Source organism: Frondihabitans sp. Leaf304, assembly GCF_001423105.1.
In the GTDB taxonomy this organism is placed as follows: Bacteria; Actinomycetota; Actinomycetes; order Actinomycetales; family Microbacteriaceae; genus Frondihabitans.
Genome location: NZ_LMNV01000002.1, coordinates 1,608,690 through 1,631,307, shown reverse-complemented (window position 1 = coordinate 1,631,307; position 22,618 = coordinate 1,608,690). Strand labels below are relative to the sequence as shown.

The following is a 22,618-nucleotide window of genomic DNA, read 5'->3' as shown; positions in this document are numbered from 1 at the left end:
GGGTGTTTTTGGGTGTCGGCGGGTGCTGGAGCACCCGCCGACCCATGAGAACACCCGCCGACTCCGGGCGACGCGCCCGTGGCGACGCGCGACGGGCAACGCGCCTCGGGCCAGCCGCTGGAGTCTGAGCTACGCCACCGGAGCAGGAAGTCAGACGGTCCCGGCATAATCGACCCGGTGATCGACGACACGAACGACCTCCCGTTCCACCCCTATCTACTCGGGGCCGAGCCCGAGCGCGGCGCTGAGCCCACGGCCGGGCAGAGCGGCGATGAGTCGCCCGTCGGGGTCGCTCCGATCGTGGTTGCGCCGGATCCTGGGCCGTCGTTCGCCCGCACCGTCGACGAGAGCGTGCCGGTCTTCTACGTGGCCTGGGAGCGCGACCGGGTCGTGCTCGGCTGGTTGTGGTGGGACGACGCGTCAGGCGCCTCGTGGCATGTGCCGAACGTGTTCGAAGAGGGCGCGCGCGAGGCCGACGGGCGCACGCTGATCGCCACGCACCCGTGGGTGCACGAGTTGGCAGCCGCTTTCGCCGAGGGGCTCACGCCGAGCGCGGCGATCCAGCGGCTGCTCGCCGATGTTCCGGACGACGAGGGCAACCTCATTCCGGTGCAGGCACCCATGCGGGCACGGTCGTTGCGCCACCTGGAGCAGATCGCCGGGCTCGACGACTATCGGGCGGCCGAGGCTCGGTGGAGAGAGGCACAGGGTGCGGCGGCGGCGTCGGTGTCGGCGGCGGTTGCCGCGGATCCTGCGGTTGCTGCTGCCCCTGCCCCTGCTGTTGTTGCTGCGCCAGTTTCTGCCCCTGCACCGGCCGCGGACCCGGAGCCTGCCGCTGCTCCCACCGCTGCTCCCACCCCCGCCGCGCCTGCCGCCCCCACGCGCAACCGCCGCCGCTTCCCCTTTTTCTGGCGACGCGGCTAGCCCGCCCGTCGCGCCGAGATCGCACTTGGGGTCGGGGTGCGGCGACCACTAGCGCGATCTCGGCGGCCCGAACCCACCCCGATCCGGCCCGAACCCACCCCGATCCGGCCCGAACCCACCCCGATCCGGCCCGAAGCCACCCCGACCCGGCCCGAACTCGGCCCGACCCACCCCGACCCGGCCCCACCCCGACCCGGCCCGGCCCGGCCCGGCCGGCCTACAGCAGCTGGTTGTCGTGCGCGTAGACGACGAGCTGCACCCGGTCGCGCAGGCTGAGTTTGCCGAGCACGCTCGAGATGTGGCTCTTCACCGTCGATTCGCTGACGTATTCGTGGGCCGCGATCTCGGAGTTCGACAGCCCCCGGGCCGCAAGCGTGAAGATGGCGCGCTCGCGGGTGGTCAGCGACTGGAACTCGAGCGGCGCCGGCACGGCCGCGGGAGTCGGCGCCGCACTCACATCGGCGCTGAACAGCTGCCCGAGTTCGTCAGGCGCGAGCACGGCACTGCCGGCGTGCACCGCGCGGATGGCGGCGGTCAGGAAGGCCGGCGTGCTGTCTTTCAGCAGGAACCCGCTGGCGCCGTTGCGGATGGCGGTCGCGGCGGCGGCGTCGAGCGCGAAGGTGGTGAGCACGATCACGCGCGGCGGGGTGGCCGGCCCGTTCGGCCCGAAGAGCGCCTGGACCGTCTCGACGCCGTCCATCACGGGCATCCGCATGTCGAGCAGCACGATGTCGGGTTGCGTCTCGCCGATCACTTGCAGACCCTCGCGGCCGTTCGACGCCTCGCCCACGACCTCCATGTCGGTCTGCGCGTCGAGGGCGACGCGGACGCCCCCGCGAAAGAGTTGCTGGTCGTCGACCAGGACGATTCGGATCACTCAGGCCTCCTTGGCCATCGATGGTGAGACGGGCTGCGTGGCCGGGATCCGGGCGCGCGCCATGAAAGTGCCGTCGATCTCTTCCGCCTCGAGCGTGCCGCCGATGGCCGCGAGGCGGGCCGTCATTCCGGCGACGCCCGTCCCGGCCCGCCGCAGCTCGCCCGTCGGGGTCGGTCGATCGGCCTCGGCGAGCACGGCGTTGTGCACCTCAAGGACGACGTCGTCACGCCGCCACAGCTCGGTGAACGCGATCGGCATGCCGGGTGCGCCGTGGCGGAGGGCGTTGGTCAGAAGCTCCTGGGCGACGCGGCGCAACACCAGGGCCTGTCCGGGCTCGAGCGCGCGGGCGGTGCCGCGGGTCACGTGGTCGACGACGACCCCGGCGGCGGTGACCTGCTCGATGATGGCGGTGAGGTCGTGCGGCTCGTCGGCGGCAGAACCCGAGGATCCGGCGCTGGTGCCGCTCAACACCTCCCGCACTTCGCCGAGGGAACGCCGAGCGGTGTCGGCGATCGTCGAGGTCACCTGGCGAATGCGGTCGGTGTCGTCGAGAAACTGCACCGAGTCGGCCTGCGCGATGATCACGGCCAGCGAGTGCCCGACGATGTCGTGCACATCGCGCGCCATCGCCGCCCGCAGCCGCTCGCCTTCGGCGAGGTCGAGGGCCTGCACGGTCTCGGTCTGCGCCTGGACGCGGAGGATCGACTCGTCTTGCCGGGAGCGGAAGGCGCGAACGGTCAGGCCGGCCAGCCACGCGAATCCGAGCACGCCGATCGGGGCCAGGAGGGTCGCCGCGGCCTGACCGGGGGAGCCGTAGAGGAGGAGAGCGAAGCGCGTGCCGGTGTTCGCGAGATAGACGGACGCGATCCCGCCTCCGATCACGCTCGAGACGAGACCCGCGATCAGCTCGTTGCGGGTGCCGACGCTGGCCGACGCGTAAATGACGAGCACGAGCGCGAGGGTCGTCACGGTCGGGCGTTCGTTGCCGAAGACCTGGACGGCGGCCATCAGCCAGACGAGGACGAGGGCGACGCGAGGAGAGACCCGACGCAGGGCGACCGCGACGGCGGCGAGGAGCACCGAGGCGACACTCGGGCTGTTCAGCAACAGGCCGAACGGCACCAGGCTCAAAGCGATTATGACGACCGCGGCCATCGCGTCGACCCGGAACTCGAGCGTGGTGAACCGCTCGCTGAGTCGTCTCGGCATGCATCGCCCCCGGGTGATCGTGGTCAGTCGTCGCTCGAGTCCATCCTGGCTGATGAACGACGCCCCGGCTTAGTCCGCTAGGGGGATCTGCGCTCGACCCTGCGCTCGGGTGTGCGCTCGGCCTACTCGGCGAGGATCCCGTCGATCTGCCCCAGCGCGAGCGTCATGCCCTCCTCCATGCCCATTTCGAGCAGCTGGTCGAGCTGCTCCCGGCTGGCGAACTCGGTGACGAGCGTCATGCGGGTGCCGCTCGCCGCGGGCTCGAGCGTCATCCGCATGTGCGACACCGGCATCGATTCGTCGGGGTTGCCGTCGGCATCGGCGAAGCTGTCGTCGAGTTCGACCCGGTGCGGGGCATCGACCGCGGTGATGAGCCAGAGGCCAGCGGCACGATCGCCGTCGGGGCCGGTCATGTAGTAGCTCGTGCGGCTACCCGTCGTCAGCTCGTGCTCGACGAACGTGGCCGGCCACGTGGGCGGGCCCCACCAGCGTTCGAGCTGACGAGGATCCGCCCAGACCTCCCACACGCGCTCGGGTGCCGCGCCGAACTCCGTTATGACGGTCATCGTCAGAGTGTCGGTGTCGTGTGTGGATTGGATGACGGGCATGGCTCCCTCTCCTGCTTCGTCGTCGAAGCGCTGTTCCGGTGCAGTGATTCTGCTCCCTGTCGCGTGCTGCACGCCAGAGCGCGAGTGCCCCCGCCGAGATCGCGCTTGTGGTCGCCTACATCCGACGTCAACTGCGATCTCGGCGACCGCGTCCGCGGAGAACACCCCGCGATACCGTGGAGGCATGCTGCCCGCACCGACTCCGCGACTCCGGTTCCGGCCGATGAGCGCGGCCGATCTCGATGCGATGGCGGGGCTGCTCGGCGATCCGAGCGTGATGGAGTTTTACCCTGCGCCGAAGACCCGCGACGAGGCTGCGGCCTGGATTGGGTGGAACGAGCGGAACTACGCCGAATACGGGTTCGGGCTGTGGATCCTTGAGACTGTCGATGGTCTGTTCGTGGGCGACTGCGGACTCACGTGGCAGAAGGTCAACGGGGTGCCGATGCTCGAAGTCGGCTATCACGTCAGGTCGGAGTTCCAGGGTCGCGGGTATGCCACCGAGGCGGCCGCGGCCTGCCGAGATGCCGCTCGCGCTGCGGCGCTCGCCGGGGAGTTGGCGTCTGACGTGCTGGTCGCGATCATCCACCCTCTGAACGTCGCATCCCGCCGCGTGGCCGAGAAGATCGGCATGGTGCAGTGGGACGACGACACCGGGGGAGCGCTGCCCGTCCGCACCGTGATGGGGATGACGCTCGTCTGACTGCGATCTCGGCGAGCGATGGCCCCGAGAAGGCCGAATCTGCGGCGACTAGCGGGAATGGGCGTAGGTCAGGCCATCTCGCGACAGCTCGCTAGCTCGGGCTAGCGCGGGCAGTTCAGGAACGTGCGGTTCGTCACCGGATCGCGGTCGATCGCGTGCGTCGAGAGTGATGTGTGGCACACCGGGCACTGGGGGTCGGCCGGAGGCTCGTAGGGCTCCTCGGGATGGCCGGCGCCCAGCGAGGCCGGGCCGGCGATCGGGTACATGAAACGGTTGAGGCGCCCGATGAAGCCGGGGGCCTTGTCGAACGGCGTTGCGGCTCTCGGTCGCGCTGGCTTGCGATTGCGTACTGGTTTGCCCACAAATAGTTAGTGTACGCGTTAAAGTGGGGCCATGGAAGATCCCCTCGCCCTCGACCGGCAGGTCTGCTTCGCACTCGCGGCCACGAGTCGAAGCGTCATTGCGCTCTACCGGCCGGTGCTCGAACCTCTCGGCCTGACCCACCCGCAGTACCTCGTGATGCTGGCGCTCTGGCAGACGAGTCCGCTCCGCGTGCGCGATCTGGGCGAGCAACTCTCGCTCGACCCCGCAACGCTGTCGCCGCTCCTCAAGCGGCTCGAGGCTCAGGGGTATCTGACCCGAACGCGCAACTCTGCCGACGAGCGGTCGCTCGACATCGCGCTGACCGAGGCCGGGGTGGCCCTGCGGGAGCGGGCGCTCGCGGTGCCGGGCCGGATCCTCGAGCTTTTGGGGGTCGACCCCGCCACGCTCGAACGAGTGCGCGATGAGCTCACGGTGCTGCTGGAGGCCAGCCGCGCAGCCGCCTCTCCGCCGCGCTCGGCCGGGTGACTGTCCACGATCGGCTAGTGCCAGGCGCCTGCGATCAGCAGATCGTGGACACTCACCCGGCGGCGCGGGTGGTGGCGACGGTCACCGCTGCGAGTAGGTGACGTCGGCGACGCCCCGCAGCTCGGCGCGAAAGTGCTCACTGAGCCGCCTGCCCTCTTCGAGCCACCGGACGTCGCTCTCTTTCGAGACGAGCCACGACTGGTTCGGCCTCGCGTGGGCCAGGTAGTAGTCGTTCCAGGCGAGGATCTTCTGCGCGAGTGCCGGGGAGAGGCCGAGCGACTCGCCGTCGGTCATGCCGTCTGCCCAGAGGGGCCAGTCCGCCCCGTAATCGCACGACATGTCGATCGTGCGTCGCTCCTCAGCTGCCATGACGCGAGACTACCTAGCCGGGTGGGCTTCGGTGGGTGACTCCGCCTCTAGGATTCGATGGTGATGACACGTCGTGGGGGCCCGATAGCGGTGCTGGCCGGTCTCGCAGTCGCGCTCGTGGCCTCCGGGTGCACGTCGCAGGGCCTGTCGCAGGGAGATCTGACGCCGTCGGGAGCCGGTCAGGTCACGGAGTACTCCGTCGCCCAATCCCGGAGTCCAGTGAAGTTCAGCACGTCGCTGCTCGACGGCTCGAAGCGGACTGCGGAGGATTACCGCGGCAAAGTGCTGGTCGTCAACTTCTGGTACGCCTCGTGCCCGCCCTGCCGTGCCGAGGCGAACGACCTTCAAAAGCTCAGCGTCGAGAACGCATCGACCTCGACGTTCCTCGGGGTCGACGTGCGCGACGACGACCAGACTGCCGCCGCATTCCTCCGCACATTCAAGGTGCGCTACGACACGGTATCTGACGTCGAAACGGGGGCTGTGCAGCTGGCGTTTGCCGGCACGCGCGGGCCGAACGCCACTCCGACGACGATCGTCGTCGATCCGAGGGGCCGGGTGAGCGCCAGGATCCTGGGCGGTATCGACCCCTCGACGCTCAGGTCTCTGATCAAGACCGCCGCGACTCGGACGTAGCTAATTGTGATCCGACTCCTGTTGGCGCCCGCGGTGCCGGGGCGGCCTGGACTCAGGCTGCGAAGCGCGTCAACTCGTTGACGTCGACCGCGAAGACGATCACAGCGTAGGCCCCGACGAGCGCCAGCAGGATACCGCCGACAAGTGCTGCGGCGCGGTTGTTTCCACCCCGGATTCCAGCAGCGAGGTCGACGATGATCGCCGCGAAGATAATCGGCCAGCACAAGTAGAGCGCAGGGCCGAAGAGGGGCTGTAGCGCACCCCAGGGCAGTGCCGGAACCCCCGAGCCCGTAGCCAGGGGCATGATGGCCGCCAGGGTGGCAAAGGTCGCGACGAGGCTCAGTGCGAGCGCTATCCATCCCCGCGCTGATACGGGAGCCCGGTCCGTGCGGTCGCGAGTGTCGGTGACTGTTGCCTGCATGCTCGAATGCTCGCGGGTTCGACAGCGGGCGGCTAGGGGCTCTTCTGCCCACGGGGTGAAGCACGAACGACGATGAGCTATCCGATCGCCTAAGGTCACACCATGCTTCGAGACATTCTCATTGTCGCGGTCGTCATCCCGATCTTTGCCGTCGGGGTCGGACTGCTCGTGATCGGTGCGATTCGAGGCAATCGACGCGAGGTGGTCGGGCGGGCCGACTCGTGGCGAACTGCGCCCGTCAGGCCCTGGTTCGTCTGGGGCTTCGTTCTCGTCGCGTTCGCCTTGGCTGCCCTGATGGTCGTTTTCGTGAAGCTGTAGCGGGGATGCCGCAGAGCGTTCTTGCTAGTGAGGCAGGGTGAGTCGGCGAGGATCCGACAGCGGAAGTCACGCAAACGGATTGCGCAGCTGCGGAGCCGGCTCGCGGAACTCGTTGACGACGTCGCCATCCCACGACACGTCGTCGTCCGGCTGCACCTCGTAGGTCTCGAGAATCGGCGAGTCGAGAACGGCAGCGATCGCCGCCCGTGTTCCGCCGACGAGGGTGAAGTCGAAGTCGATCTCGGAGGCGATGCACCAGGCGGAGTCTGCTGGCCATACGAGCTGCGGCATCACGCCCTCGGACTCGTCGTCCCAACCGATCCCGGCCGTCAAGGGCCAGTCGGGGTTGCTGAGTTCGGCGGCGTCGGTCGCGAACATCAAGTACCGGCGATCCGGCAGCTCGAGCAGAAGCGGTGGCACGACCGGGCGACGACGGAACAGTCGCGGCGGCTGGTATCGGGTTCTCGCCAGTGCCTCGCGAACCTCCGGAGCGACGCTTGCCCGGAAGGCCTCGTCGTAGGCAGCCTGAGCAGACCCGTCGTCTCCCGAGGCGGTGTAGACGACGCCGGTGCCCTGCAGCTCTCCCCATCCCTCCCAGACGCCTACCGTGAGATCACCAGGGGTCGTCGTCTCGGGTGTGAGTCGAGTCACGATATCGGCGAGGTACTCGGGTTCGAGGAAGCCGGACCGGGTCTGCCCGCAATACCAGCCGTCGTCGAAATGCATGCGCGATTCGTCGTCATTGAGGCGCCTGGACTGCACGAGGGGGTGCATGCTCCGCCCATTGCGCCGGGCGAGCTCGGCCCAGGGCCAGACCGTCTCTTCGACAATGGTCGGCATGCCATACGGCAGCTGGCGCGGCACGTCGAGGTCAACACGGCTGGCGGGAACCGGGTGAAGGATCCGGGCGTACGCCTCAAAGCCCGACCCCACGGTGCCCGCCACCGACCACCCGGGCCCGAAGCGCTCCCGCGTCCAGTCGCCGCGGGTCAGGTCGTCGGTGAGTTTCATAGAGGAAGTAAACCGTCAATCGCCAATATCGCGCGCGGCCCGTCCGTGACATCCGACCGCCTCGCTCTGCCGGGGTTCGTCATGCGGTGCCGCCTTTCGCTCGTGGGGTGGGGGACGCCCCAAGGCGTGGTCTCGTTGTCATTTGTCGGCACGGTCGAGCTCACGGCGAAGCGACCGCAGAACGCGCATCAGGATGTCGAGCTTGGTGACGCTTGCCGGGTACGAGCGGCCGATCGTTGATCGACATCGAAGGACGATGCTGTCGTTGTCCGCGAGATCGATCGCAAGCGCATACGCCTGGTTCGCTCCCGCCCGTGAAACCCACTGCTCGGCGAGGGTGATCGTCTCAAGAGTCGACCACGGCACGCTCCTCACCGGAGTCTTCGAGCTCGGCGTCCAGGCGTGCAGGCCGTCGCGGTCGACCGTCCACATCACGACGCGGTCGTCGCCCGAGTCTGAGTCGGTAACCGGCAGGTAGAAGGCGGGGTTGGACGACGCCCGGATCAGAGCGAGGGCACGTCGATCGGACTTGCTGCGGTCCCTTGAGGAGATGGCGAAATACAGACCGACGCCCAGGAGGAGAACTGGGAGGAGGACCGATGAGCCTCTGCCCCTGCCATGGCCAGCGAAGTCCGCGACGACAAAGGACAGATGGGTGAACTCGGCGAACAGGATCGCTGCGCTGGCGAGGATGAGGATCGACAGGCCGAGCACGGAACGCCACGCGCGGGGAGTTGTTCCGTCGCGAAGGTGTCTGACCCAGCGATCCCCCGCGTATTCCATGCGTTTAGTGTGCCCTGCCGGGAAGGAAGGGGCTCACCGAAGCCAGGGGCTCACCGACCGCGTCAAGCGACGCGACGGTCTTGCGCCTCACGCCAGATCGCTTCGGCCTGCGGGCGGTCGAGGCGCATTCCGCGGCTCATCAGGTCGTGCACGACGTCACCCTTCGTGGCCCCGCACCAGGCCGGCTCGCGGCAGGTGCATCGCTCGTCGTCGCCGGCAACGAACTCGTCGCGGGGCTGCGGCTCGAGCCCTTCATGCGCGGTGGTGTCTCGCGACGAAGTGGCGGTCGGGGGAGTGGCAACGGCCTCGGTGACAGCGGCTCGAGCAACGCGACGGACAAACGCGATGTTCTCTCTGAGCTGCTTGCCGAGCGGCGTCTTCGAGGCCACGCGCACGGTCCGGGCGGAGATCCGCGCAGCCGCGTCGAGTCGTTCTCCCACAGACGTTCCTCTCGAGCAGGTCTGTCAAGACTACGACGCGCCCTCCGTGCAGTCGATGGACGCGAGCAATTACGGCGAACTGAGCCGGCCCAGGCCGCTACTGGGCAGCCGTGTTGTAGGCGGCGATCTGCTCGGCCGACTTCGTCTCGGCGGCCTTCATGCTCGAGGTCACGTCGGCTCCTTCGACGATCTTGTTGAAGGCGCCGATGACCGTCGCGCGGACCGTGGGGAAGGCGCCGGTCCGGCATCCCGCAGCCGCCTGGCTGGCGGGGGTGTCGGAGAGCTGCTTGTACATGGCGGCCACGTTCGGATCTGCAAGGGATTTCTTTCCGACCGTGGTGTCGGCAGCGTCGGTGTTCGACGCGAGGTACCCGGTCGCGTTCGCCCACTCGGCCTGGACCTCGGGCGAGTGGAGGAACGACGCGAACGCGTAGGCAGCGTTCTGCTGGGCGTCGGAGTGGTTCTTGCCCGAGATCCAGAGGGCGTTGCCGCCGACGACCGCGCCGGCGTCGGTCGACGTGGAGGTCGTGGGGAAGGAGGAGACGACCGAGGTCTTCTTAGTCGGGTCGGCTGTCGTGTATGCGCCCGTCGAGGTCAGCATCATTCCCACCTTGTTGCTGGCGAACGAAGAGGTCATGACATTCGGGTCGGTTCCGGGGTTCAGAGCCGTGCCCGCGGTGAACAGGGCCTGCAGTTCACGGAGGAAGGCCACCTGCGTGCCGGACGTCATGTCGATCCCGGTGACCCTGTCGGATCCTCGGCCGTTGTCGGGGGTGCAGAAATCCTGCCCGCCCGAGGCGGACAGCTCTTCGAGCATCCACGAGTCGGACATGTTCATGGTCATTCCGTACGCGCCGGTCGAGGAGTGGATCTTCGAGGCCCAGGTGGCGAGCTCGGTGAGCGTCGTCGGTGGCTTGCTGGCGTCGAGCCCCGCCTTCTTCACGAGGCTCTTGTTGAGGTAGAGCACCGGCTGAGAGACCGAGAATGGCATGGCTGCGAGGCCGCCTGAGGAGGCGGCGTAGTACTTGCGCACGACCGACGGGAAGGTGTTCTCGTCGAACGAGGAGTCTTTCGCGGTGAACGTCGACAGGGGCGTCGTCTGCTTCGAGTCGACCATGAAGCCCGTGGAGACGTCGTTCATCATGAGGAGGTCGGGGGTCGATCCCGACTGGACCGACGCGGTGTACTTCGTCTGCACGTCGGCATACGTGCCCTGGAACGACGCCTTGACGGTGATCTTCCCCTTCTCCTGCTTGTTGAACTGGTCGACGAGATCCGTGAGTTCCGTTGCCGCGGGCCCGGCCATCTCGTGCCAGAACGTGATGGTCACCGGACCGCTAGAGGACCCGGAGGAGGGAGAGTCGGCGCTGGAGCAGCCGGTGAGCGCGAGGAGCGCGGCGGTTCCGGCCGCGGCGGCCGCAATGAGGAGGGGGTGGCGAGATGACACTGGGGAGCCTCTTTCTTTCGAGCTGGACGGGAGGGGATGCCGCGGGGTGCGGCCGGTCGGGGGCGGAGTTCTACTTGAGGGCGCCGGCTGTGATGCCGCCGGCAAGGAAGCGCTGGGCGAGCAGAACCAGCAGGAGCACGGGAAGCGTCACCATGGCGGCCCCGGCCAGGACGACGCCGACGTCGTTCACCTCGGCGCTCGAGAGCTGGGCGATGCCGACCTGGATGGTCCTGTTCTCGGGCGAGTTGGTGACGAGCAGCGGCCAGAAGAAGCCGTTCCAGGCTGCGGTCGCGCTGACGAGAGTGACGGAGATGAGCGTCGGCCGAGTGATCGGCAGCAGCATCGCGAAGAGGAACCGGAGATGCCCTGAGCCGTCGAGGAGTGCTGCTTCGCGCAGCTCCCCGGGGAAGCTGAGGAACGCCTGCCGGAACAGGAAGATGGTGAGCGCCGAGGCCATGAACGGCAGGAAGACGACGGGCACCGTATCGATGAGGTGCCAGGACGACACCGTGAGGTAATTGGCGATCAGGGTCGTCTCCGCCGGGATCATCATGCTCGACAGCAGAACGAGGAAGAGGGCGCGGGTGCCCCGCAGGCGGCAGAAGACGAGAGCGTAGGCGGCAGCGATCCCGATCGAGACCTGCAGCACTGTCTGCGCGAACGTGACCGCGAGGCTGTTCAGGAACTGCCGACCGAGCGGCATCACTTCGGTCGCGCGGATCACGTTGTCGAGGGTCAGGTGGATCGGGATGAGGCCTTCGAGTCCGCGATTCAGCCACGCCGTCGGGGTCAGGGCGCCGACAAAGATGTAGTACAGGGGGAAGCAGACGACGAGAACCGCCGCGCAGAGCCAGGCATAGAGGAGGGTGGCCCGGATCCTCGAGCGTGCCGAGCGTCTCATCAGTAGTTCACCCGCTTCTCGAGCACACCAAACTGCACCAGTGACAACGCCAGGATGAGCAGGAAGAGCACCACTCCGAGCGCGGCGGCGAGACCGAAGTTCGCGCTCGCCGCACCGAACGCCGCCTGGTAGATGTCGTAGACCAGCGTCGTCGTCGAGCCCGCCGGCCCGCCGCCGGTGAGGATCTGTATCTGGCCGAAGGTCGTCAGGGCTTCGACCGTGCCGGTCACGACGACGAAGAACAGCGTCGGTGTCACCAGCGGCAGTGAGATCGACCACAGGGTGCGGACGGCCCCGGCCCCGTCGAGGTGCGCGGCCTCGATGACATCGGCGTCGATACCACTGAATGCCCCGAGGAGCAGCAGCACCGTGAAGCCGATCGATCCCCAGACGGTGACGATCACGACGCTGACAAGTGCCCACCGGGTGCTCGTCAGCCAGGGGATCGCCGGTCCGCCGAAGCGGGTGATGACCGAGTTGAGAAGCCCTGTGCCGGGTGCCAGCATCGCGGCGAACGCGACTGAGGCGGCCGAGACCGAGACGACCATCGGCGAGGTGAGCAGAGCCCGGAATACCGGCACGCCGCGCAGCTTCACCGTGAGGGGGATGGTGATCAGGAGACCGAGAAGGATCCGGCCCGAGACCACCGCGAGGCAGAAAATGGCCGTCTGCGCCATCGTCCTGCCGAACTCCGGGTCGGTAAAGGTCGTCACGTAGTTCTTGACGCCGACGAAGCCTGCCGGCTGGCCGAAGATATCGGTGCCCTGCATGCTCAACCAGAAGACCTTGACCAGCGGGTAGAACACGAACACGGCGAACACGGCAAAGGCGGGCACGAGCAGAGCGACCCCGAACCGCCGGTCGGCACGGAGCCAGGAACGCGTCGTGGCTGCGGATATCGAGACCGGGCGTGCTCGGAGTCGTCCGCGAATCGAGACCGTCATGGGTCACCTTTCGAGTAGTAGGGAACGTTCCCTATTGGGAAACCGCGATAACTCTGCGGCAGTGGTGACGACCCGGTCAAGGCCGATCGGTGTCTGGCCGTCGAGCGTTCACGCGGCGTTTACACCGCACGCGACGGAGCGATCAGGAGGACGCGAGGTTCCAGGTGAAGACGTGCTCCCAGGTCATCGTCTGCCACCAGCGCCCAGACCAGTCGGGGCTCGAGGTGCGGTAGAGCGCGACGTTGTGGCCGAGAAAGCGGGTGGGCACGGGTATCTCGAGTTCGGTGATGAATTCGCCGACCTCGTCGTGGAGATCGGGCCTGACGTAGAGGTCGTGCGACGCAAGCGAGAGGTGCGCGCGGAATTTGTCGGGCTCGAAATCATTCGGGGGTGGCGAGCTCATCGGGCGACGAAGCGGGGCGACAGTGGCTTCGATCTTCTCGGCCAGGCGGAAGAGATCGTCGTTGACGGTCCCGTCGGCACGGTGGTGCACGTCGTACACGAAGCCGATCCCCTGAGCGCGCACGCCCGAGTTGTGCACGTCGAAAGCGGGCTGGTCGGCCAGCGCCGATGTGACGACGTCGATCACGTCGTTCTCGGCCGCGCCGAAGGGCTGGCTCCCGACCAGTGTCGCGTGCGGGGGGAAAGCGCCCGCTGACACGAGACCGAACTGCGCTCGGAGTTGATCGGTGATGACGGTCACCGCTCTGCAGGTCTGCGCGTCAGGGCGAAGGTAGATGCCGTAGCGGTAGGGGTCGCTGTCGTCGCGGGGTGATTTCGGGGACATTCGATCGTTCACGCTCTCTCGTTCGGGTTCGCTGCCGTTAGGGAACGTTCCCTATTTCGAGGCATAGAGGTTGCCTTCGGGCGAGGCGAGGGTGTCGAACGGATTAACGGAGGGCGGCGAACTCTCCGGGCGAACCAGCGGTTCGTCCGGGAAGGAGTTCGCCGTCGACGGCGAGATGCCTGGTGCCGGCGGAGCGGCCGTCGATCTGATCGACGACGTCATCCACCGACAGGGTGCCGATGAGACCGAGCGGCTGACGCCACGAAGTGATGCCCAGCAGCTCGCTCAAGAACGGTGTGACGCCGTCGTAGCCGGTGACGGAGAGATCGTGTGGCGCTGAGAGCCCGCGGCGCTGAAGCGCTTCCAGCACGGCGACGGCCCACGAGTCGCTCGGGGCCATCAGGGCTGTGACACTGCCCGAGTCGAGCACGGCCTGGACGAGAGAATCCACCCCGTCGAGCTCGCCGCCGAAGTCTTCGCAGGGAATCTCGGCGACGTCGACGTGCGACGAGCGGAGCCGCTGCACCATCGCCCTGGTTCGCGCTGCCTGCGTCAGCGACGAGGTGGGTGACAGCGTCATGACGGCCACCCGCCTGTGACCGAGCCCGACGAGGTGATCGGCGAGGCCCTGACCGCCGCCCGACTCGTCGCAGTAGACGCTGCTGATCGAGGCGTCGCGTTCGGGCCGCCCTGCGATCACCGTGGGCATTCGCCGGGCGAACGGGAGGACGTCGGTCACCGGCAGCGCACCGCTGCAGACGATGAGTGCCTCGACCCGGAGAGAGACGAGGGTCTCGAGGGCGCGGCGTTCTTCGACCAGAGAAAAAGACCCGGATCCCGTCGCGGTCACCACTCGGTAACCCCGGGCCGAGGCCTGCTCTTGAAAGGCGGTAAGGAGGTGTCCGTAGAACGGGGTCGCCGCGTCTCGCACGAACACTCCGAGAGTGTGGGTGCGGTGAGCTGACATGCCCTGTGCGTTCGCGTTTGCGACGTACCCGAGGTCGGCGGCGATCTGCTTGACCCGGGCCAGGGTGGCCGGTGCCACTCCGGGGGCACCGGAGAGGGCGCGGGAGACGACGGATTTCGACACACCGGCACCGGCGGCGACGTCGTAAATCGTGGGGACGGAGTCGGTCACGTCGCGCTCCTCGGCGACCCGACTGCCGTGGCGGGTTCAGCGGAGCTGCGAACCAGAATCGCCGCTGCTTCCTCGAGATGCGAGAGTTCGTCGGCGACGTAGTCCGCGAGGGGCGAGGGACTGTCGGACGCGACCCAGAGCTCATAGCCCGAGTAGTACGCCCGGACCCCGAGGTCGGCGAGGATGCCTGCCTCTCGCTTCTCGACGCCCCGATCGACCAGGGCCTTCTCGAGGGTGGAGGCGATTGTGAAGCGCTTGAAGACGGCCCGCTCGTTCAGTTCGGGACTTTCGGCCAGCACGGGGTCGAGGATCCTGCCCGTCCTCCGATGGTCCTCTGTGTGCGCGCGCGACAGGAGCCCGATTGCGCCGGCCATCAGCTCGGACGGGTTCGCGCCCATCGGTGCCTCGCTGACACCGCGTCTCACCAGCTCGACGAGTGCGCTCTGGCCCTGGAACACGATCTCGCGCTTGTCGGAGAAGAGACGGAACAGCGTCGTCTTTGTCAGCCCGGCGCGTTCCGCGATCTGCGCGGTCGTGGTCGCCTCATAACCGTGCTCGGCGAAGAGCTCGAGGGCAGCGCTCAAGAGGCGCCCCTGCGCGTCCGGCTCCCATCGACCCATGTTCTGATTCTAGTGATGTTACTCAGTCGCATCAGGTGTACGGTGATGTTACTAGGTCACATCAGAAGGCGATGACGAGAAGCCTCTCGTCCGCGCCGCAACGAGAGGGAGCACATCATGCGCGTTTTCATCACCGGGGCGTCCGGATGGATCGGCACCGCACTCACGAAAGACCTGATCGCCGCCGGGCACGAGGTGGTCGGACTCGCGCGTTCGGACGCGTCGGCGACAAGGATCCGACACCTCGGCGCCAGCGCTGTGCTCGGCGACATGCAAGACCACGACCTGATCGTGTCGGAGGCGTCGCAGGCTGACGCGACCGTGCATCTCGCCTTCACCCTCGACTTCGACGCCTTCGACGAGACGATCGACAACGAGGTGGCGTTGCTGCAGAAAATCGGGGATGCGCTCTCCGGGAGCGGCAAGGCGTTCGTTGCGGCATCCGGCACACCGATTCTCGAAGGCAGGGTGTCGACCGAGGCCGATCATCTGGATCCTGCCGGGCCGGCCGGAGCCCGAGCGCGGACCGCGAAAGCTGTCGACCGGCTGGCCGATCGGGGTATTCGGTCGGTGCTCGTGCGTCTCCCGCGAAGCGTCCATGGCGAAGCAGATCGCAACGGCCTCATCGCGTCACTCGTCGGGCTCGACCGGCAGCTGGGAACCGCTGCCTATGTGGGCGACGGCCAGAACCGGTGGCCTGCCGTGCACATCAGCGACGCTGCGCGACTGTTTCTGCTGGCAGTCGAGAAAGCGCCGGCCGGTTCTGTTCTGCACGCCGTGGGCGAGGAGGGCGTGGCCATGCGGCAGGTCGCTGAGGTGATTTCGGCGAAGACCGGTCTGCCCGCTACCGCCGTCGATCCCGAGCAGCTCGGTGTGTTCGGTGCGCTGCTCGGCGGCGACCAGCCGTCGTCGTCGTCGCTCACGCGAGGGCTCGTCGGGTGGGAGCCCTCCGGCCCCACTCTGCTCGACGACCTCGAGGCCGGTTTCTATACGTCGTGATCGCCGGGTCTCGTGGCGCTGGAGTGAGCAGGGGTACGAGCGGCAACGAAACTGACAGGGCCGATTTCATCAGAGGATTACGGTCACTCGAGTGCGTCCCCACCGCACAACAACCTGCTTCTTCCCTAAGGAGCAGGCCGGGGCCACCGTCAGGGCCCGAATCCTCGATGGTGGCCCCACTCACGTTTTTCTCGACTCCGACACAATGTCGGGCCCATTCCGGTCGCCGTGGGGTTGGCTGGTGTCATCACCACATCAGGGGTGAGGGTCCGCATTCGGGTTGCGGGCCGGCGGGGGCCACAATTCGGGTTGTGGTCTCCCGCCTTTCCCTGCTGAGAAAGACGTGTCGCTCGCACGCCTTGGCCGCGTCGCCGGAGTCGTGCGAGGTGAGCGGTGCGCCGAGATCGCAGTTGTGGTCGCCCGTACCCGACGCCTAGTGCGATCTCGGTGACGGCAGAGGCGAGGTGCGGGTGGTGACGTCGGCTTCGAGCGGGGCGTCGCGGATCCTGCTCGAGCAGATGCGGGGGTTCTAGCCCGGGCGTGCTCCCGAATTGGAAGGAGAAACGCGCCGGCGCCAACGGAAACGTCAGGATCCGACGGGGTCCCGCGGCAGAATCTCCTTCAAATTTGCATCGGCTAGGCCGGCCCCAACCCGGTCACGCCACCGCTCACGGCAAGCGTCGTCTCGCCGTCGGGCCACCGGAGCCGCACGCCGGGCGACGTGGTCAGTTCGCCCATCTCGGCGGTGACGGCGTAGGGCGACGACATGCGTGAGCGCCCGGCCCGGTCAGCCGTGACCATGCCGAAGCCGGGGAAGCAGCCGAGCCAGTCGCCCATCGAGACCGAGCCCATCGAGACCGAGCCCGCCACGCGCGAGCCAGCAGCACCAGAACCACCAACGGCACCGGCACCAGAACCAGGCACGGGCACAGCCCCCACCTCGATCACCGCTCCGTACCCGCTGGCTTCGGCGAGCATGCCGACGGTGCCGACGATTCCGGCCATGCTGACGTCTTTCGCCGCGGCGGGCTGGGCCCGGGCGACCGTGCCCGCGAGGTCACGCAGTTCGCCCGAGCGTCGTGCCTCGGTGGAGTTCCACTGCGACCCCGAGTAGCCGGGCCGCCACGAGCCGCCGACGTCGACCGTGAGGCTCAGTGCGTCGCCGAGACGGCCGCCGCCGCCCGGCACCGGCGTCGAGGTGCGTCCCAGAGCGGTGATCGAGAGGGATGCGGGCGCACCGACCTGCGTGTGTCCGCCGAGCAGCGGAACGCCCCAGGCCTCGGCACCGCGACGGACTCCGGCCAGCACGCGGCGCACGAACGCGGCATCACGACCGGCGACCGCGTCGAGTAGCCCGACGGGCGCGGCACCCATCGCACTCAGATCGTTGACGTTAACGAGCACGCCGCACCAGCCGGCCCACTCGGGATCGCGCTCGACCATCGACGGCAGGATCGCGTCGCACGCCGCGATCACATCGGTGCCGGGCACGGGCGCCCCGTCGTCGCCCACCCAGCCCGCGCCGCCGAGCGACGAGAGTGACTCGAGAGACGACAGCGACCCGATCGACGACAGCGACCCGGACGGCAGCGACCCGGCCGACGACAGCGACCCGAGCGACGCCCCAGGATCGGCCGACGAAACCGACCCAGGCTCCAGCAGCGCCGCCAGGTGCGACTTCGTCGCGTCCACGAGCCGCTGATACCGCCCGATCGGCCAGCGCATGCGCCGGTGCTCCACCCCGCCGATCACGGCGGTTCCGGTCGTCTCCCATCCGATCCGCCGAAACAGGATCGAACTCCGCTCCTGCACGGTCGCGTCGAATCGGATCACGCCGAGCTGTTCGGCCAGAGCGCACGCCGCGCGCACGAGCGCCGACCCGATGCCGGCGGCACCCCGGGCGCCGGGTGCCACGACCAGTCGGCTTCCCGTCCACCAGCCGATGTCGATCGCGGTGGCGGGAGCGATCCGGACGCCCCCGATGACCTCCGCGCCCACCCGTGCCACGAGCACGATCGTTCGCGGATCGTCGTCGAGGTCGTCGCGATCGGTGCCGGCGAAGAGCGCCTGCTCGGCCACGAACGCGTCGTGACGGAGTCTGCGGTACGCGGCCACGTCGGATCCTTCGGCCCGCACCACCAGGGGGGAGAGCGCAGGATCCGACTCCGTCGCGCCGAGCACTCCACTCGGCCCCATGAGCGCCGGCACGTCGATCAGGCTCACGTCACCCTCCCGCGGTCTGCAGGGCGGAGCAGGCGCCGCAGGCCGCGCAGCCCGCCTTCTGGTCGGACCCGCGCATCCCCGCTCTGATCAGCGCTTCCGACACCCGCGACGTGATGTCGTGGAGCACGGAGCGGTGCGGAGCGGGCACCTTGTCGACGTCGGTTGCGAGCGTGCCGCGGAGTGGACGGAACGGCACGACGAAGGGGTAGACGCCCATATCGATGAGCTCCTGGGCTCCGGCGACCATCTCGTCGGGATCCTCGCCCATGCCGACGAGCAGATAGGTCGAGACCTGGTTGCGACCGAACACTCGCACGGCCTCACGCCAGGCGGCGCGGTACTCGTCGAGTGAGACGCGCGATTTGCCGGGCATCCAGCGCCGGCGTACGTCGTCGTCCATCGACTCGACGTGGATGCCGATGGATCGCGCGCCCGCCTCGTAGAGGTCGGTGATCGTCTGCAGGTCGGCGGGCGGCTCGCACTGCACCTGGATCATCAGGTCGGGCACGGCCTTCTTGATGGCGCGCACGCACCGGGCCAGGTGGGTGGCTCCGCGGTCGCGACCGTTTGAGGTGCCGGTCGTCATCACCATCTGCTCGACGCCGTCGAGACGCCAGGCGGCCTCGGCGACCTCGGCGATCATCGCCGGGGTCTTGACAGCGACCGTCGAGCCCGATTTCAGCGACTCCTCGATCGAGCAGAAGCGGCAGCGCTCGGCCGGGTCGTAGCGGATGCAGGTCTGCACCACGGTGGTCGCCAGCACCTTTGCGCCGTGTAGCCGAGCGATCTGCTCGTACGAGACGCCGTCGGCCGTGGCCAGGTCGTAGAACTTCGGCCGTGCCACCGGCGACACCTCGATGCCGGTGTCTTCGCCGTCGAGCAGCAGCTTGCCGTCGTCGACGAGGTACGGGCTCTCCTGGTTGACGGGGATCGCCGACTGCATTCCCTGGAAGAGCACGTGGCCGTCGTCGGAGGGGCCGGCGCCGCCTTCGCGGTGCACCGGGGCCGCGACCCGGATACCCCGGATCGCGATGTCGACCCGCGTCGACAGCTGCGACGCGTTGTTGGTGATGGTCACGGGGTCGCCCGCTCAGACCATGTAGGTGCTGTTGATGATCGCGCCCTTGCGGGCGTAGTGGATGACGGCGTCCTGCACGTCGAGCGGGTGGCAGGGGATGACGCCCTCGATGAGGTCTTCCTCGCGGTTGCCGTGCAGGGCGAGGCCGAAGCGGCAGCAGAAGACCGTGCCGCCCTCTTTGATGAAGGTCTCGAGCGCGTTGTTGATGTTGGTCTCGCCGGGGAATCCGTCGGCGCCCGTCGTCGGGAATCCGCGGTTGGCGATGCAGTTCATCGAGCCGGGGCCGTAGAAGTACAGCACGCTCGTGAAGCCCTTGCGAAGGGCACGGATGGCCTGGAGCGTGGCGACGAACGACACCGACGACTCGTGCGCGATGCCGTGGACGAGCTGGAAGTAGTACTCGCTCTTCTCGGCCTTGTAGTCAGGGAAGATCTTGGTCGATCCGTACATGTTCGTGCCCTTGGGCTGCGAGGGGTGCGGGATCTCGTTACGGGACGTCTCGATGTTGTCGAGGATCTGCTGGTCGATGTCGATGTCGCTCATGGGTGTCTCCTAGCGGGTCGAGATTCGTGATGATCTGATTCGGGGAGCCGTACGAGAACGAGTCTTTGCCGCCCGTGTTGCCGACTGGTTTCGGGCAGATTGCATGTTCCCGCCGAAACGCACTCTTATTCCGGGCGAAACCAATCCGAAACACGACCTGACGTTGACTAGCTGCACCGCAGGATCCTGCGTGTCCGCTCCACCGATCAGCCGCAAGGAGTCTTCGATGGCCACCACCGTCGCCAGCGTCTCGGCGAACTTCACCCGAGACCTCGAACAGAACTACGCGCTCATCGAGAGCCTGGTCGCCGAGGCCCGCGAGCAGGACGTCCAGCTGCTCGCCCTGCCCGAGGCCGCCATCGGCGGGTACCTCTCGTCGCTCGGCAACCACGGCGACACCGTCAAGACGACGTCGCGCTCGCTCCCGCCGGCGATCCGCCTCGACGGACCCGAGATCAGGCGGGTGCAAGAGATCGTCGGCGACCTGGTCGTCGCCGTCGGATTCTGCGAGCTCGGCGACGACGGCGAGACGCGCTACAACGCGGCCGTCTGCCTCGACGGCACCACCATCTACGGCTCTTACCGCAAGGTGCACCAGCCCCTCGGCGAGCACATGTCGTACTCGGCGGGCGACACCTACGAGGCCTTCGACACCCCCGTCGGTCGCATCGGTCTGCAGATCTGCTACGACAAGGCGTTCCCCGAGGCGGCACGTTCACTGGCGATGGACGGCGCCGAGATCATCATCAGCATGTCCGCCTGGCCCGCCGCCCGGACGGCCACCGCCGAGAACCTCCAGGAGGATCGCTGGACCTACCGCTTCAACCTCTTCGACATGGCGCGGGCGCTCGACAACCAGGTGTTCTGGATGGCGTCGAACCAGTCGGGCACGTTCGGCTCGCTGCGCTACGTCGGTAACGCCAAGGTCGTCGACCCGGGCGGCAACATCCTGGCGACGACGCTGCTCGGCTCGGGCATGGCGGTCGCCACCATCGACGTCGACGAGAGCTTCCGGGCGATGCGCGGCGGCATGTTCCACCTGCGCGACCGGCGGCCCGACGCCTACCGGACGGGCGAGGCCGAGGCTCGCGACGAAGCCGCGCGTGCCGCCGCCGCGCAGCTCGCCGACTCGTCGACGCAGCTCGCCGACACGGAGGTGCTCGCACATGCCTGAGATGACCTTTCGGGTGCGCTGGCCCGACGGCACCGAGGTCGCCTGCTACTCGCCGAGCCTCGTGATGCACGACTTCCTCGATGAGGGCGCCGACTATCCGCTGCAGGAGTTCGTCGAGCGATCCTCGGCGGCCCTCGACCTGGCGAGCGATCGCGTCCGCGCCACCTTCGGATTCGTCTGCACCTCGGCACTGCAGCAGAAGAGCGAGATCCACGAGAAGGCGGCCGACTTCGACGGCGGAGACGTCAGGATCCTGCGAATGGCCCCTCCGCTACCGGTCGACCAGGCCGCATTCCCCGCCCGATCGACCGGGGCCTCGGCATGAGCCGCGAGCTGGTCGACGGCGCTCACCTCGAGGTCGTCGTGGTCGGCGCCGGGCAAGCCGGACTCTCGGCGAGCTGGCACCTCACCCGGGCGGGCGTCGATCACCTCGTGCTCGAGCGCGACACGATCGGCCACGACTGGAAAGACCGCCGCTGGGACGCCTTCACCCTCGTCACACCGAACTGGCAGTGCGTGCTCCCCGGCTACCCCTACGACGGCGACGATCCCGACGGCTTCATGAAGCGCGACGAGGTGCACGCCTGGGTGCGGCGCTACGCGTCGACCTTCGATGCGCCGGTCGTCGAGAACGTCCTCGTGACGAGGCTCCGCGAGACCGACGGCCGGGGCTTCGAGATCGTCACCGACCGCGGCACCGTCACGGCCGACCAGGTGATCGTCGCGACCGGTGGCTACCACCAGCCGGTGCTTCCGGCGATGGCAGGGCGCATGCCCTCTGACGTCGTGCAGATCCACTCGGCTGACTACCGATCGCCGGGGGCGCTGCCGGAGGGCTCGGTGCTCGTCGTCGGGTCTGGCCAGTCGGGCGCCCAGATCGCCGAAGACCTCTTCCTCGCCGGACGCGACGTCCACGTCGCTCTCGGCACCGCGCCCCGCTGCGCCCGCTACTACCGGGGGCGCGACTGCATCGCCTGGCTGAGCGACATGGGTGTCTACGACATCCCCGTGCACGCTCAGGTCGGCGGCCTCACGAAGCGCGAGTCGACCAACCACTACATGACCGGCCGTGACGGGGGCCGCGACATCGACTTCAGGGAGTTCGCCCGCGCCGGCATGCACCTCTACGGCCGGTTGGAGGGTCTCGTCGACCACGCGCTGACGTTCGCGCCGACGGCGGAGGGCTCGCTCGACCACGCCGACTCGGTGATGGAGTCGATCAAGACCGATATCGACCGCTTCATCGCCCGGGAGGGGATCGACGCCCCCGCCGAGGAGCGCTACTCGCCGGTATGGCGACCCGAGACGGAGACCACATCCCTCGACCTGACCGAGGCCGGCATCACCAGCGTCGTCTGGGCGGTCGGCTTCCGCTCCGACTACTCGTGGGTGCAGGTCGGCGTCTTCGACGGAGCCGGGCACCCCACACACCAGCACGGCGCGACGGGTGCTCCGGGCCTGCACTTTCTCGGCCTGCCGTGGCTGCACACCTGGGGCTCCGGCCGCTTCGAGGCGATCGCGCGCGACGCCGAGCACGTGGCGTCGTCGGTCGTTGCTTCGCGCACGCCACGAACGGCAGAAAGCGCACGCGAACCGGCCTCCGTCTCCGGCTAGCC

The 22,618-nt window shown here is 68.1% G+C and carries 27 protein-coding genes; 9 read left to right on the top strand and 18 right to left on the bottom strand.

The window, feature by feature from the left end:
• Positions 1-177: 177 nt before the first annotated feature.
• Entirely contained in the window at positions 178-924 is a 747-nt protein-coding gene (locus tag ASF54_RS07310; protein ID WP_055960478.1) for a hypothetical protein, read from the top strand.
• A gap of 217 nt (positions 925-1,141) precedes the next feature.
• On the opposite strand, the gene ASF54_RS07305 is transcribed toward ASF54_RS07310, so the two are convergent.
• From ASF54_RS07305 to ASF54_RS07295, 3 genes are all read right to left on the bottom strand, one after another.
• On the bottom strand, positions 1,142-1,801 hold the full coding sequence (locus tag ASF54_RS07305) for a response regulator (RefSeq protein WP_055960476.1): 660 nt from the start codon (positions 1,799-1,801) through the stop codon (positions 1,142-1,144).
• Positions 1,802-3,010 carry a sensor histidine kinase gene (locus ASF54_RS07300; protein WP_055960474.1) on the bottom strand — a complete coding sequence of 403 codons (1,209 nt, stop codon included), beginning with the start codon at positions 3,008-3,010 and terminating at the stop codon, positions 1,802-1,804. It lies immediately after the preceding gene.
• Between the two features lie 122 nt (positions 3,011-3,132).
• Complete coding sequence (locus tag ASF54_RS07295) at positions 3,133-3,576, bottom strand: SRPBCC family protein (RefSeq protein WP_326934329.1); 444 nt, start codon at positions 3,574-3,576, stop codon at positions 3,133-3,135.
• 226 nt (positions 3,577-3,802) lie between these two features.
• On the opposite strand from ASF54_RS07295, the gene ASF54_RS07290 reads away from it, so the two are divergent.
• Positions 3,803-4,321, top strand: a complete 519-nt coding sequence (locus ASF54_RS07290) for a GNAT family N-acetyltransferase (protein ID WP_055960470.1) — start codon at positions 3,803-3,805, stop codon at positions 4,319-4,321.
• Between the two features lie 101 nt (positions 4,322-4,422).
• On the opposite strand, the gene ASF54_RS16070 is transcribed toward ASF54_RS07290, so the two are convergent.
• On the bottom strand, positions 4,423-4,683 hold the full coding sequence (locus ASF54_RS16070; protein ID WP_084816016.1) for a hypothetical protein: 261 nt from the start codon (positions 4,681-4,683) through the stop codon (positions 4,423-4,425).
• A gap of 31 nt (positions 4,684-4,714) precedes the next feature.
• On the opposite strand from ASF54_RS16070, the gene ASF54_RS07285 reads away from it, so the two are divergent.
• Positions 4,715-5,170: a MarR family winged helix-turn-helix transcriptional regulator gene (locus ASF54_RS07285; protein ID WP_055960468.1), complete on the top strand. Its 456-nt coding sequence runs from the start codon at positions 4,715-4,717 to the stop codon at positions 5,168-5,170.
• Positions 5,171-5,251: 81 nt separating this feature from the next.
• Here ASF54_RS07285 and ASF54_RS07280 read toward each other — a convergent pair whose 3' ends face one another.
• Positions 5,252-5,539 (bottom strand): hypothetical protein, encoded by a 288-nt coding sequence (locus tag ASF54_RS07280; protein ID WP_055960466.1) that lies wholly within the window; start codon positions 5,537-5,539, stop codon positions 5,252-5,254.
• A gap of 63 nt (positions 5,540-5,602) precedes the next feature.
• Between ASF54_RS07280 and ASF54_RS07275 the strand changes: the two genes are divergently transcribed.
• Positions 5,603-6,175, top strand: coding sequence for a TlpA family protein disulfide reductase (locus ASF54_RS07275; protein ID WP_157510133.1), 573 nt, complete (start codon positions 5,603-5,605; stop codon positions 6,173-6,175).
• A 52-nt stretch (positions 6,176-6,227) separates the two neighbouring features.
• Here the strand turns inward: ASF54_RS07275 and ASF54_RS07270 are convergent, their stop codons facing one another.
• Positions 6,228-6,596 carry a hypothetical protein gene (locus tag ASF54_RS07270; protein WP_055960461.1) on the bottom strand — a complete coding sequence of 123 codons (369 nt, stop codon included), beginning with the start codon at positions 6,594-6,596 and terminating at the stop codon, positions 6,228-6,230.
• 102 nt (positions 6,597-6,698) lie between these two features.
• Here ASF54_RS07270 and ASF54_RS07265 point away from each other — a divergent pair, with 102 nt between their 5' ends.
• On the top strand, positions 6,699-6,914 hold the full coding sequence (locus tag ASF54_RS07265) for a hypothetical protein (RefSeq protein ID WP_055960460.1): 216 nt from the start codon (positions 6,699-6,701) through the stop codon (positions 6,912-6,914).
• 66 nt (positions 6,915-6,980) lie between these two features.
• Here ASF54_RS07265 and ASF54_RS07260 read toward each other — a convergent pair whose 3' ends face one another.
• The 9 genes from ASF54_RS07260 to ASF54_RS07220 form a co-directional block, all read right to left on the bottom strand.
• Positions 6,981-7,925, bottom strand: coding sequence for a hypothetical protein (locus ASF54_RS07260; RefSeq protein ID WP_055960456.1), 945 nt, complete (start codon positions 7,923-7,925; stop codon positions 6,981-6,983).
• A 138-nt stretch (positions 7,926-8,063) separates the two neighbouring features.
• Positions 8,064-8,708: a hypothetical protein gene (locus tag ASF54_RS07255; protein ID WP_157510064.1), complete on the bottom strand. Its 645-nt coding sequence runs from the start codon at positions 8,706-8,708 to the stop codon at positions 8,064-8,066.
• Between the two features lie 62 nt (positions 8,709-8,770).
• Entirely contained in the window at positions 8,771-9,148 is a 378-nt protein-coding gene (locus tag ASF54_RS07250; RefSeq protein ID WP_055960450.1) for a hypothetical protein, read from the bottom strand.
• A 97-nt stretch (positions 9,149-9,245) separates the two neighbouring features.
• On the bottom strand, positions 9,246-10,595 hold the full coding sequence (locus ASF54_RS07245) for an extracellular solute-binding protein (protein WP_055960447.1): 1,350 nt from the start codon (positions 10,593-10,595) through the stop codon (positions 9,246-9,248).
• 70 nt (positions 10,596-10,665) lie between these two features.
• Positions 10,666-11,496, bottom strand: a complete 831-nt coding sequence (locus tag ASF54_RS07240) for a carbohydrate ABC transporter permease (RefSeq protein WP_055960443.1) — start codon at positions 11,494-11,496, stop codon at positions 10,666-10,668.
• Positions 11,496-12,440, bottom strand: coding sequence for a carbohydrate ABC transporter permease (locus ASF54_RS07235; protein ID WP_055960440.1), 945 nt, complete (start codon positions 12,438-12,440; stop codon positions 11,496-11,498). The genes ASF54_RS07240 and ASF54_RS07235 overlap by 1 nt, the downstream gene beginning before the upstream one ends.
• A gap of 142 nt (positions 12,441-12,582) precedes the next feature.
• Positions 12,583-13,227: a 2'-5' RNA ligase family protein gene (locus ASF54_RS07230; protein ID WP_055960437.1), complete on the bottom strand. Its 645-nt coding sequence runs from the start codon at positions 13,225-13,227 to the stop codon at positions 12,583-12,585.
• Positions 13,228-13,330: 103 nt separating this feature from the next.
• On the bottom strand, positions 13,331-14,365 hold the full coding sequence (locus tag ASF54_RS07225) for a LacI family DNA-binding transcriptional regulator (RefSeq protein WP_055960434.1): 1,035 nt from the start codon (positions 14,363-14,365) through the stop codon (positions 13,331-13,333).
• Positions 14,362-14,985, bottom strand: coding sequence for a TetR/AcrR family transcriptional regulator (locus ASF54_RS07220; RefSeq protein ID WP_084816014.1), 624 nt, complete (start codon positions 14,983-14,985; stop codon positions 14,362-14,364). The genes ASF54_RS07225 and ASF54_RS07220 overlap by 4 nt, the downstream gene beginning before the upstream one ends.
• Positions 14,986-15,102: 117 nt before the next feature.
• On the opposite strand from ASF54_RS07220, the gene ASF54_RS07215 reads away from it, so the two are divergent.
• Positions 15,103-15,984, top strand: a complete 882-nt coding sequence (locus tag ASF54_RS07215) for an SDR family oxidoreductase (RefSeq protein ID WP_055960428.1) — start codon at positions 15,103-15,105, stop codon at positions 15,982-15,984.
• A gap of 636 nt (positions 15,985-16,620) precedes the next feature.
• On the opposite strand, the gene ASF54_RS07210 is transcribed toward ASF54_RS07215, so the two are convergent.
• The 3 genes from ASF54_RS07210 to ASF54_RS07200 are packed head-to-tail and all read right to left on the bottom strand — an operon-like array spanning position 16,621 to position 19,828.
• A complete protein-coding gene (locus ASF54_RS07210; RefSeq protein WP_200919575.1) occupies positions 16,621-18,207 on the bottom strand; it encodes an MSMEG_0567/sll0787 family protein in 1,587 nt (528 codons plus the stop codon).
• A gap of 1 nt (position 18,208) precedes the next feature.
• Complete coding sequence (locus ASF54_RS07205) at positions 18,209-19,285, bottom strand: MSMEG_0568 family radical SAM protein (RefSeq protein WP_200919574.1); 1,077 nt, start codon at positions 19,283-19,285, stop codon at positions 18,209-18,211.
• A 12-nt stretch (positions 19,286-19,297) separates the two neighbouring features.
• A complete protein-coding gene (locus ASF54_RS07200) occupies positions 19,298-19,828 on the bottom strand; it encodes an MSMEG_0572/Sll0783 family nitrogen starvation response protein (protein ID WP_055960425.1) in 531 nt (176 codons plus the stop codon).
• 226 nt (positions 19,829-20,054) lie between these two features.
• On the opposite strand from ASF54_RS07200, the gene ASF54_RS07195 reads away from it, so the two are divergent.
• The 3 genes from ASF54_RS07195 to ASF54_RS07185 are packed head-to-tail and all read left to right on the top strand — an operon-like array spanning position 20,055 to position 22,616.
• Positions 20,055-21,002 carry a carbon-nitrogen hydrolase family protein gene (locus tag ASF54_RS07195; protein ID WP_084816013.1) on the top strand — a complete coding sequence of 316 codons (948 nt, stop codon included), beginning with the start codon at positions 20,055-20,057 and terminating at the stop codon, positions 21,000-21,002.
• The gene (locus ASF54_RS07190) at positions 20,995-21,327 is read left to right on the top strand and encodes an MSMEG_0570 family nitrogen starvation response protein (protein WP_055960422.1); all 333 of its coding nucleotides are present in this window, start codon (positions 20,995-20,997) and stop codon (positions 21,325-21,327) included. The genes ASF54_RS07195 and ASF54_RS07190 overlap by 8 nt, the downstream gene beginning before the upstream one ends.
• Positions 21,324-22,616 carry an MSMEG_0569 family flavin-dependent oxidoreductase gene (locus ASF54_RS07185; protein ID WP_055960419.1) on the top strand — a complete coding sequence of 431 codons (1,293 nt, stop codon included), beginning with the start codon at positions 21,324-21,326 and terminating at the stop codon, positions 22,614-22,616. The genes ASF54_RS07190 and ASF54_RS07185 overlap by 4 nt, the downstream gene beginning before the upstream one ends.
• Positions 22,617-22,618: the final 2 nt, after the last annotated feature.